The organism is Acinetobacter rudis (assembly GCF_000829675.1).
In the GTDB taxonomy this organism is placed as follows: domain Bacteria; phylum Pseudomonadota; class Gammaproteobacteria; order Pseudomonadales; family Moraxellaceae; genus Acinetobacter; species Acinetobacter rudis.
The window spans coordinates 49,369-61,678 of record NZ_BBRX01000020.1 but is presented as its reverse complement, the minus strand read 5'-3'; the positions used below and the strand labels follow the sequence as shown (position 1 = coordinate 61,678).

The window sequence follows — 12,310 nt, the reverse complement described above, 5'->3', positions numbered from 1 at the left end:
GTTAGACCTTTAGCTTATTCGGATTGTTTTTGTACTTCATCGCAGATGTGGTGATTTTCGGATATTCAGATTTCATCCAAGGTGACATGCCATAAAATGAGCCATTTAACTGTGAATACGCAATAAGGTTATGGCGGAATTGCAAGAAATACTCGTGATCAACGACACCCGGAGTTTTCCAGAATTGGTCCAAGCGATGTTGATTGGTCAAACGAGGTAAATTATAAAGTGCGTTACCGAGTACTTTAACTGGAATTTTATGGTACAACGCCTGAATCACAGTTGTACTATTTACTGTTACCATACCTAAGCTATGTTTCAATAACGTTGGCAGATGAATATCACAAAAATAATGAATACGTCCAGTTACAGCAAAACGCTGAGCGAGTTCCTGTAATAAAGCACCATAATGACGATAACCACGATCCATTGGGTGGTGTTTAAAGACTAAATGCTGCTGTGGGTCTGCATACTGACTAAAATTTTCTACAACCTGTTCTATATATTTTTCCATGCAGCCAAGATCACTATGAACACGTATCTGTGAATCATTATGAACCTGTAAGGCGAATATATAATACTGTTTGTCATAATCTTGAATAAACCGCTTAAAGCGTCGTGGTTCCACTAGTGCATTTTTTTGTCGACGCCATATCGACACCAGACTATAAGCTAATTCTTGTCGGGTACTCAAACCACGGTGATGTTGATATAGGGGATAATGTGCCCGAGATAATGCACCAAAAAGATAATATAAAATTGCGCTGCACACCATTTTTCCATACTGATTATGTACGGGTATACATGGCTGCTTTTCAGTCTGCGGATATTGTTGCTGAGAAAAGCTCGAAAAGGAATTTACCCCACCCTTTTCAAAAGTAATATAGTCTGGGCGGATATAACCTTCTTCAAAGGCAAAAAATTGGATTGAGCTTTGCTCAGTAATTTGCTTGGCAATACGGTGATATTTACGACAATCACCAAAGCATACGATAGCTTCAATATTTTGTTGTTCTAAAAATTTTTTTAACCAAGTTGCAAAATCTTCTAGCCCACCTGTGTAGTCAAAAACACCAGACTTATTGGGATAAAAAAAACGATCACCGCCGTTAAAATTTATTTTTAACACATCAATCTGATGCCCTTCAAGCCACTTGGCTAAAAGACTAAAGAAACTCCCCATCGGACCTTGTAATAACAAGACCCGTCGAGCACTCAGTAGTTCACTGATATGTTGTGTCATGAAATACCTAAATTGAAATTTTCAAAACTTCTGGACTTGAATAAATATGTCAAAAGAATGTTTAAAAAAATCACCGTTATGGAAAAATAATCCACTTAAAATAACCAACAATCCAAATTTGTCGATCTCACTACTATCTGTATAGTTACTATAGCGGACACATTATAGGTTGGATATTAAATAAGTAAAATAAAAACTGACAAGCACATAGACATTTAAGTTAGATGAATATATGTCAAAGATTGAACACATGCTGTTGCAATTTATGTCTAAACTATATGGCTCAATCGCTAAGACCAAGAATCTAGATAAAATTATCCCTAAAAAAAACTCACATTTTTCAATGTGTATTTTTTATTTAATTGAAGAACCGATACCTGCTTTCATTTCGTACTGGTTTTTTACCTGTGAAAAGCGTAGCATACGTGCTTTACGGTTCAATATTTGACGCAATTAACATAAAACTAATCTTAGTTTACTTTTGAGAAAGCCAAGCAACGTCTATGCCTCCGTTTACGCCATCTCCGCAAAAATATACACTTGACATACTATGTGTATTGGATGACTTTACCAGAAAGACTCTGGCGCTCGAGCCATATGTGAATCTAGATTTTGCCCATCCTAAAAATCTGCCTTTATTTTATAAGAAGTATGATTTTCTTTTGGTCGAATCTACTTGGCTAGGCAATCAAACTCAATGGAAACACAAAGTTGCAAATTATCCGGAGCATCCAGAACGGAACAATCTTCAACTGGTAAAATTAGTCAATTGGGCTAAAAATCGTAATATTCCAACGATCTTTTGGAATAAAGAAGATCCTTTTCATTTTGAGCAATTTATTCAATCTGCTCAGCTATTTGATTATATTTTTACTACAGATATGAATCTGATAGGACAATATCAAGCACGCTGCCCGCATTCTAAAATTGCGGTGTTGCCCTTCCCCTTTCAGCCCAAAATTCATTATCCAGCACCATTCGAGCAAATCCAGACCCGCTCAAGTATTTTTATTGGAAGCTATATACGACACATGCATCATGAACGTCGTGAGTGGCAAGATCTCTGTTTTGAAGCCGCTGCACCCTTTGGCTTAACCATTGTCGATCGGCATGCAAAACTTGCTAAGACAAACAAAGACTATCAGTTTCCGAAGCTTGATCAGCTTGTCTATAAAACTGCAGTCGATTATAGAAAAACAGCAAGCTTGAATCATGAGTATCAACAATCAATCAATGTAAATACCATCACCAATTCGCCAACCATGTTTTCAAGACGCTTGATCGAAATTATGGCCTGTAATCGACTGGTGATTAGTAATCCAAGTAATGCAATTGATCATTTATTTCCAGAACTATGTGAAACTATAGAAACTAGTGAACAAGCCACCGCTTTATTTGAACAATTACAATATGGTTATAGTCCAGCACAAATTGAAAAAGTAAATGCAGCACGAGAACATGTTTTTCAACACTACACCTTAAGATCTTGGCTCAAATATCTGTTAATCAGCTGTAAAATAGATCATGCTTATAGCGAATTGCCCAAGCAAGATTATTTATTCAACATTTAGGATATCTTAGATTGATCGGTAGCCCACTCAGCGATCTTAGTATTGTCGTCCCACTAGACTTCAGCCGACGCAGCAAAGACATTTTTCAACGTGCTATAGATATAGCAAAGAGCTTAGCACCTACAGGATTGCACATCATCTTCGGCTGTGCAGCGACACCTGAAGCATGGGTCAGTAAACTTAAAAGCAAGCTCCAACATTTAACTGGTGTGAGCATAATCACTAGTCCTAACAGTCAAAATCAACTGTCTAAATTGCGTAATATAGCACTGGCACAAGTCACAACACCTTATGTGCTTTTTTTAGATGTCGATATCGTTGCAGATGTGGAGCAAATACAGCAAGCCTTAACGGCAGTAAGACAAAGCCCTAAACAAATTTGTATGTATCCGTGTTTATACTTGAGTGCTAAAGGTAACCGACAACTTTCTAAACATCCTGTATCGGTATTTAGACAATATTATTATCAATTCAAACGAGAGTGGATCTTACACCTTGCCTTTCCATCATCCATCATTATTTGTGATCTAAAGTCTGTACACGCTATACAAGGCTTCGATGAAAGCTATAAAGGTCACGGTTATGAAGATTTTGACTTTATGCTCAGACTCTTTAAACACAAAGAGTTGATTGAATATACGGAGCAAATCTTAATTGATGAGCCCTATATGGCTCCGATGATGGCCACTGGTTTTCGTGCTCTACTCAGTAAAGCCCAACTCGAACAGCTATTACAACCTATATATTTTGTGCATCTTTACCATAGTAAGAACAAACAAGAAAATTACTATCAATTACGTCTACAAAACCAAAATATATTTCATCAGAAGTTTAGTGCTTTAACAGCGCATACAATCGAACAAAGCCCTTGTACGCTATTATTGATAAACCATTTTTTTGAATTATTAGCGATGCAGAATAAAAAGCCCAGTGAATTTACTGCACTTTGGGCAGAAATTCCTGGGCATATGTTTAGAAAAATTAAATTAATCTGATTAACAATATATTTCCCTTTAATAGATATAGTATAGTCAGTAGGTTAAAACTCAATTCTCTTATCCATTTATTACTAGTATCTAATCTTTGTCTATCCAAACAAAATCATAATCAACACTCAACTCTTCAGATTCAAATGTTAACTCCAAGCTAAATGCTTTAAGCTTTTTATTAAAAACCTTTGAAATATTACACTCATTAACAACAGCATCATAAAAAATTTTAGTTTTATGCTTTACATTAACAAACATTCTAAGATGTGCATTAACCCCTATAATATCAACATAATCTTTAAATATAACTATTTTCTTATCAGCAGAAATTATAAAAATAGTTTTAAACAACTGACTACTTCTATAAATATCAGATACCACATAATCACTAACCGTAAAAGAATTTCCCTCATTTATGGTTATATTTCGAGTAGAAATATAATCTTTAAAAATAGTTGTACTCATAGAAACAGAAAATATTTTACTATTAAGTTTTGTTAACTCAGGTCTTTTAAATTCTCCATATTTATTAATATCACGGATAGGAACAACATCAACCGGAAAACTCATATTATGAGCATAATGTGACCTTACATATCTTCTAAATAAATCATCTTCCTGATAATTATACAAACCTGAATCCAAGAACCATTCTTCTCCCATATAATACAAGACAAATGAGGTATCATCATCTTGACGATGATAATTACTATTAAAACCACATTTCATTGAAATATGAAAATCATCAATGCCATCCCACTTGTCACGATAAAATGCCCACCCAGACTTTGGTAGAACTAATGATTTTTCAAGAGGAGGCTCACCCTCGACTCCTAAGCTAGTAGAAAATTTTAAATATTTAAGACCATTAGGTTTGGCACTTTTTGGTAAAATGTTTTTTGGTTGAATACATTCAGTATCACCAAAAGGTATATATTCACCCAAAGGAGATATCATAAATGAAAAAGCATATAAAGAATTATTTATTAAATCATGATCAACTATTAACTCAGATAATAGAATATCTTTATTTTTAAATAAAAGATTATTTATCATATTGAGCTGATTAATACCAAGCCCTTGATAATGAGTACTATTTTCAAAGTGACCACCATCCGAATCAAACATTTTTGAAACTTCGTATTTTAACCTAGATCTACAAACCTCAATTAATCTATCGAAATAAGTTTTATCATTATTCTCACATATTGCTATTATCAAAGTAATTGTTTGATCTAAACCATGATTAGTTCCTTTAGAATAAAACTTATCTTCTGCCAAAAAATCAATATGCTTTTCTATTAGCATATCAAAAAAAATAATATCTTTTTCTAATAAAAAATTATTTTCAAATAATATTTTTTTAATTTCAATAATACGTCTTAATCTTAAAGCCGAACCATGATCATGCCATACCATATTATTTGTATAAGGGGTGTTTTTATGTGTATACCACCAACTTTCAACAATAGACTTAATAAAAATAAGAATCTCTTTATTATTACATTCGAAATAATAACTTAATATATCCTTTACAAAATACCATTGTTGTAATAACCAAACCCAGCTTCTATTATTAAATGGATTAATTTCCCAATCCACACCAAATCTCGGGCCAAGAGTTACGCAGCCAAATTTAGGAGCAAACCATACATTATTTTCTATGATATTAGCACCAACAGATAACTTTGAATTATAAAAGTCTTCTGAATTAATTTCAGTCTCTTGTATAATAATATTATCTAGTGAAATAACTCGTTGAACTTTATTACCCAAAAAGTCGAGTGCAAACAAATGCACAGTATCAAAATCAATGTCAGACATATCAAAAAATGGAATCTTCTGATACCATAAAACCTTTATACGCTCATTATTTTTTATAAAATAAATAGCAAATTGTATTTGTGATAAATTAATTAAACTATCAGGAACAATCTTAATAAATTTCTTACTATTAATTTTAAAAAACTCATATGATAATGCAATAGGAGAAACTCCTTGATTAATTGTAAATTTTCTCAAGCAACTAAAATCATTAATCAAGGTTAGTCGTGGCTCTTCAATATTACCCCCATTAATTAGACTAAGAATAATTTTTATTAATATATCCTTTTTAACTGGAGAATGGCCATCTCCCCATGAGCCAAATTCAATATAAACCCCATTATTACTAGTTAGAGAATTATTATTCTGCACCCACTCTCCACTCTTCAGGAGGGGTAACATATGGTTTTCAATGTGAAAATCATCGAAAATATTTTGCAGATATAATACTTTTGATCTACTATTAAATTTATTAATATCAACTTCAAAAATTAATTCATTGAGTTCGATAGTTTTATTAATAAATTCAAATTCTGAAAAATTATTATAAGAATAATCAGAATCAAAACAATCAAATAAATATTTCAACACATGTTTTGAATGATATTTCTTAATATTTGTTTGTGGATTCCAAATTATTGTTTTTAAAGAAGTTTTAATCAATGAAGTCTGAATTAACGCTGCAAAACCACCACCTGAACCACCAATTAATATTGGTTTCAATTTATTGTTTAAAAATATAGAGTCTAATATTTTAGATATTTTAATCGGTAAATCAGGCTCTTTTTTATTTCCCGCATACCATGACAACATTATATCATCTGAGAAATAAAGTGATGGGTCTGAAATAGTTATTAACGGGATATTTAACTCTTCAGCTAATGAAATACCTGAAAAAAAAGGAGGTCGACCTCTATTACTTAAAGCACCACTAAAAACAACTAAACAATCTTGTTCAGAATCTAGTAAATTTAATCTATTAAATCCCTTCATGAGAATATGAAGATTAATATTACCTAAATCACATACATATAAACCATCATCAAATCTAGAATTAGAATTTATAATATCCTTAAAATTCACATATATAACTTCAGAATTCCAAGAATCATAATTAAAAAAATTTGTATTTAACTCATTCACATTATTCAATTTATTTTCCACTTATACAATTGATGATAATTCTAAAAAAATCTTAGAAACAAAACTATCAACAGAATAATTTAAATTAATATATTCCCGACCCTTTTTTGAAATTTCTATAAATTTATTTTTATCATTCATCAAAGATACAATAGAATCAACAATCTCATCTAATGAATCTTTAATCATGTAATTGGGAAATATATATTCGCAGCCAGGCCATCTATTGATTAAGCTTATACCACCTCCTGCAAATCCATCAGCTACAGCTAAATGAAAACTCTCAAACCCTGGAAAATCATAATTATTGGATTCACTCAGTGATAAAATATATCCAATTTTATGTTCAGTTAATGCAACCTTTAGATTACTATGACCTTTAAATTCAACTGCATCTAACAATTTATTATTTACAATATATTCATCACAGGAATCAAAATAAGCCATTTCTTCTTTATTCCTCATTAACCATGGTAGGTCACTCGGACGTTTACTATAAATTGACAATTTAAATCTAGGATCAACATCTCTTAATTTTTTTAAAATTTCTAAGCTAGATTTAAACCCTTTTTTTGATGGTAAGATACCAATCATTGCCAAATTAAATATACGATCATCATTCCAATCATTTTTATATTCATTAATATCAATATAATTTGGAATTAATCTAACTTTATCTCTTGGAATATTGGGGAAACGCTCTAAAAGTCTTTCAAAAAACAATACAGATACGGGCATAACTAAATCGACTTTAGAAAAATTTATTTTTTCAGCATAATTTGTTAATAGTTCTTGACGATGTACTCTAATGACCAATTTTTGATTATTTTTTTTATTTTCTGAGTACCATAAACTATTACCCAACATCCATTCACACCAAATTATTTCTGCCCACTCTAATAACTCTAAACTAGATTTTTCATCATGTTCAGTATGGCTTATCCATTGATCATATTTAATATCAAAAAATTGAGACAGCTTCTCTTCAGCTGGTTTAATAAACTTAAGGTCATGGCCTGCAATCAAGACTCTTGGTCTACAGAGCTTTCTAAATTCATTATAATCTTGTTTAAATAGAATATTTATTATTTCAGTAAATCGAGTATTAAGTTTAAATGATCTGATTATTTCTATATTTTGATTAATAAAATTTGAAAAATATAGAAAAGCATCCCGATCAATATCACCTCTATTTTTAAATATTAATGAAGATAAGGCTGCTTGCAATCCAACAGTCAATCTAATTTTGTAGAAATCAACACCTTGTTTTAATAAATTTTCCTGCACTCTTTCCCAAACAGAAAGATGATTCATTAACTCTAATTTCCCATATGTTTGTGTTGTAGATAATGAGAAAGTAGGCATTTTATTATATATAAATGTATCATGATCAATATATTCAATCTGTTTTGCGTGGGCCAATACATTTGTTAAAAATATTGTATCTTCACCCATTTTGATATCTTCTGGCCATATAATATTATTATCTAATAACAACTTTCTTTTTATTAATTGTGGAGATGTAGTACTTTGTTTTGCTATAATTTTTTCAATTCGTTCTTTTCTGGATAATTTCTCAGACCAGTCTTGCACAATATTTAATCTATATTTTCGTTTACCATTATCAACCAATAATGCCCCACGTACAATACACGCGTTTTTATTTTCTGCATGTTCATAATGTAGTTTGATTGTATCTGATAAAATCTCATCATCACAATCAAAATAAAATATGTATTCACCTTTGGCTAGTTGAACACCTACATTTCTGGGTTTAGAGGGTGACCCACTATTTTTTTCTAATTTTATTACAGACCAATTAGAGTGTTTTAAACATTCATTCAGCAATAGCTCATATGTTTGATCTGTTGAGCAATCATCAACAAACAATACTTCAAAGTTTGAAATAGGAAAATCTATATTGCGTAATGAAGCAAGACATTTACCAATTTTAGATACAGCATTATAACAAGGCACAATTATTGAAACAGCGATCATTTTACACATCCTAAACCGAATAGCTAAAACTAGTTTTACTTGTATAAGCTTTTACTAACTCTATAAAGTTTTCTTTCTTAGAAAAAAAATAGTTACATTTAGAGTTTTCTACATATCTATAGAGTATAGAGTCATGATGAGTAATACTTGAGCCCTCTACATACTGCGAATGTAATTTAGCTTTTTTAACCCAGTCAAATTTTGGTAAATTGTTAGGGCTACATATTATAAAATAGTCGGTTGTAATTGGATTGTATTTATCACTTATGGAGTATGTTTCAATATACTTCATAGATGTAACCATCACGCCAGCTTTATTAAACTGCTGATAAAATTTAGCTACTTCCAGTGAACCTACTTTTTCATCAACTAATAATAACAACTTATTTTCAATTTGATTTGCATAATTACTTTGGAAATAACTAATTGACCTTTCCACGTCACTTTTACAACTTACTTTGCTTACAATTGTTACACTTTCAGTATCTGGTATCCAAGGCATACCTATCTTAGTTAATATTTGTTTCCATCGATTTGTATAAGTATGGTTTCTTAATACATTATCTAGAGCTTTTTCACTTAGTAATTCAATGTCTCTAGTACTTAACTTCTTCAAACGCTCAGGATCTCTGTCAGCAAATACCACCAATTCCCCAAACATCTTATCAATACCTAATGAATAATTACTTATTACAAGTGACTTAGATGACATGAGTTCAAAAACTCGTCTTGCAAACATAGTCTCTGAATTAACTACAGTATTAAAATTTAATCCTAATGTACTAGAACGATATACCTCAGGCATCTTATCATGAGGCATCCCAGGTTTTAAAAATTTACTATATTTTTCAGGCCATTTGTGCAGTTCATCACTTCCACCATAATAACGATCAACAATTTCCAACTCATAGCCAGTTTTTATTAAATTATCTAGTATTTGTTCCATTACAATGGAACGTTGTTCATGATTTGCATACCAACTTCCTGCAAACACAACCTTATTTTCTGCATTGACGCGGTTTATTGGGTTAAATAATTTTGGATTTGTTGCAAAAGGCAGAGAAAAAACATTTTTTACACCATAGTCTGATTTGTATGATTCGCAACACTCCTCAGCTGTTGTGAATACATAATCAAACTTTGATGCTGTACCAATAAAATCATGAACTCTATCTGTAAAATGAGTTGGGTCCTCTTTATTCCAAAAAATGGTAGGTATATTATTATCACGACAATAATCTAAAATTTTAAAGAGTATTGTTCTATTTTCTTTTTTCCAATTTATACTCGAATAAATTTTTCCCTGCCAAGGTCTTCGGACAGAATCTACACCAGACCATGCAGACTCACAGAAAAATATATCAGGCTGTTGTTCCTTGAATAGTTTTTCCCAATTATCTGGTTCTATAACAATTGCCTGAAATTCATCTTTAAAACTATTATAGGTAAACTCATCGGCAATAAATGCAACCTTATAATCAGAAGCTTTCTTCTTAAGCAATCTTTCTGTATTTATACTTGGATAGGCGTGAATTATATTTTTCTCTAATTCACTAATTTTTTCTTGAATTCTAGCAGCACAAATTTCCCAAGTACGTTCCGTAACAGCCCAATTTCGTGCAGCGGCACCTAAACTAATACGTAATGAACTATTAACCAATGTACTTAAAAGCTTATTTGCTAAATCCTCTACATTTCCCTTTTCATAAACAAGCCCTGTTTCACCATCTTTAACCATTTCTCCAAGTGCACCAACTGAAGATACAACTAGTGCTTTCCCCATTGCCATAGCTTCAAGTGGTTTTAATGGAGAAACTAATTCTGTTATTGGTAATGGCTTGCGAGTAAAAGGGGCAACATCAATGATTGAATAATAGCTTTTCACTGCATCATGAGGTATTCGCCCTGGCATAATGAGCCACTTATCAAAACCATACTGCTTAGCTATATTGAGTAATTCCAACGCATATTGCCCCTGAGCACTATCCGTTGATGGTGTTGCACCAACCAATATTATTCTAAAGTTGATTCCCTCATTATATAGAGCACCACAAGCATGTAAAAGATCATCTAAACCTTCATAACTATTAAATGTTCCTATGTAACCAATGGTTGGGGTGTTTTCTGGAATATTAAGTTGTTCAAGTAAATTGTAATCTTTTGGATTTTCTAATGGATTAAATTTACTTACATCACAAGAGTTCGGTAATAGAGCAACCTTATTTGCTTCTAGTCCTCTTGAGATTAAAAGTGTTCGCATTGCTTCTGTTAAGGTAAAAACATAATCTGCATGTAATGCAAGCTCGGTTTCAAGATACTGCGTTAGATGATAATTTGCAGTCTGAACAACTGTAGGCTGCTTGGATTCATGTGTAATTTCCCAGAATCCACGTACTTCATAAATAAATGGAATACCTAACCGTTTCGCAGCCAAAAGTGCAGGAAGTGCATTTTTAAAATCGGAAGCAGCCATAACACATGAGGGCCTCAATTCCTTAAATTTTCTTTCTAGCTCATTTGAAGCCTTAGTAATATAATTTTCTGTCCCTTTCCATCCCTTTGGTTCTTTAAGTCTTTGATAATGAATTCCATCAATATCATCTGTTAATGAGGTATTTTTCTCTTTATAATCTTTTAGGAAACTCTCTGGATATCCTGGTCGACTTAGACAAACAATATCTAACCCTTGGTTTTTCATCGCACTTGCTAAAGCATGTGAACGTGTTGCATACCCCTCAGACTGATAAGGTAAGCTTTGATTAAGCACATAGCAAACTTTACTTTTATTCACTGAAAGTGGATGCTTAACCACCGGATTATTTAACTCAGATAAAATACCAGCATAATTCTTCCTCAAGACTTGTAATATCGATGGTTTGCGCTTGACTATAACTTCATTTAGGATGCTAAACTCATCAATTTTCCATTTTGAACAGCTTATTTCAATATAAGCTACACCTTGTGGTTTTATGAGATTAACTTCAACTAATGTTGTTTTTATGTTCTTAGTACCATTTAAATAAAAATACCAGCAATTCAAATGATCAGACCAACTCAAATTAGTTAATCCTGGAGCTAATATTTCCTCTCCATTATTATTAAAAAAATTAAATTTAATAATACCTAGACTATTTACCACATCAAAATGACCACTTTGTACAAGTGACAAACCAATACTTATATCTTCCGCATCATCAATCCAACTTTTTAGTTGAAATTTATAATCCTTTTTAGTCATATCTAAAGGTATTTTTCCAGATATATTTTCTTCTATTTTAATTTTCTCAATAAAGAATGGATCAACAGATTTAAATGTATTTACAGGAGTATTCTTTAAAAATATTTTTTTTAGATTAAAAGAATTTTTATGATTATTTTTATTTTTTTCTGTTTTTATACGAATATCACATAAGCTAATATTAGCTTCAAAATATTTACAACCATATTCTTTTGAAGCTAATTCAAAATAAATTTTAGCCTGTTCATATCTACCATCATTAAAATGCTTGACAGCTTGTTCTATAATACTCATAACACTTTCA

Annotated in this window: 6 protein-coding genes; 2 read left to right on the top strand and 4 right to left on the bottom strand. The window is 31.6% G+C overall.

Going from position 1 to position 12,310, the window contains the following annotated elements; all coding sequences use genetic code 11:
• Position 1 precedes the first annotated feature (1 nt).
• On the bottom strand, positions 2-1,243 hold the full coding sequence (locus Aru01_RS04735; RefSeq protein WP_016657896.1) for a capsule polysaccharide biogenesis protein: 1,242 nt from the start codon (positions 1,241-1,243) through the stop codon (positions 2-4).
• Positions 1,244-1,842: 599 nt separating this feature from the next.
• On the opposite strand from Aru01_RS04735, the gene Aru01_RS04730 reads away from it, so the two are divergent.
• A complete protein-coding gene (locus tag Aru01_RS04730; RefSeq protein ID WP_228128761.1) occupies positions 1,843-2,814 on the top strand; it encodes a CgeB family protein in 972 nt (323 codons plus the stop codon).
• Between the two features lie 11 nt (positions 2,815-2,825).
• Complete coding sequence (locus tag Aru01_RS04725; protein WP_016657898.1) at positions 2,826-3,809, top strand: glycosyltransferase; 984 nt, start codon at positions 2,826-2,828, stop codon at positions 3,807-3,809.
• Between the two features lie 81 nt (positions 3,810-3,890).
• On the opposite strand, the gene Aru01_RS04720 is transcribed toward Aru01_RS04725, so the two are convergent.
• Genes Aru01_RS04720 through Aru01_RS04710 form a run of 3 tightly spaced genes read right to left on the bottom strand, consistent with a single transcriptional unit; the run spans position 3,891 to position 12,300 of the window.
• Complete coding sequence (locus Aru01_RS04720) at positions 3,891-6,770, bottom strand: heparinase II/III domain-containing protein (protein ID WP_228128765.1); 2,880 nt, start codon at positions 6,768-6,770, stop codon at positions 3,891-3,893.
• Between the two features lie 21 nt (positions 6,771-6,791).
• Entirely contained in the window at positions 6,792-8,768 is a 1,977-nt protein-coding gene (locus tag Aru01_RS04715; protein WP_016657900.1) for a glycosyltransferase, read from the bottom strand.
• A gap of 10 nt (positions 8,769-8,778) precedes the next feature.
• On the bottom strand, positions 8,779-12,300 hold the full coding sequence (locus tag Aru01_RS04710; RefSeq protein WP_016657901.1) for a glycosyltransferase: 3,522 nt from the start codon (positions 12,298-12,300) through the stop codon (positions 8,779-8,781).
• Positions 12,301-12,310 lie beyond the last annotated feature (10 nt).

Bases quoted from the DNA above. Each gene is read 5' to 3' on its own strand.
- Aru01_RS04735 (WP_016657896.1), bottom strand. From the start codon at position 1,243: ATGACACAACATATCAGTGAACTACTGAGTGCTCGACGGGTCTTGTTA.
- Aru01_RS04715 (WP_016657900.1), bottom strand. From the start codon at position 8,768: ATGATCGCTGTTTCAATAATTGTGCCTTGTTATAATGCTGTATCTAAA.
- Aru01_RS04710 (WP_016657901.1), bottom strand. From the start codon at position 12,300: ATGAGTATTATAGAACAAGCTGTCAAGCATTTTAATGATGGTAGATAT.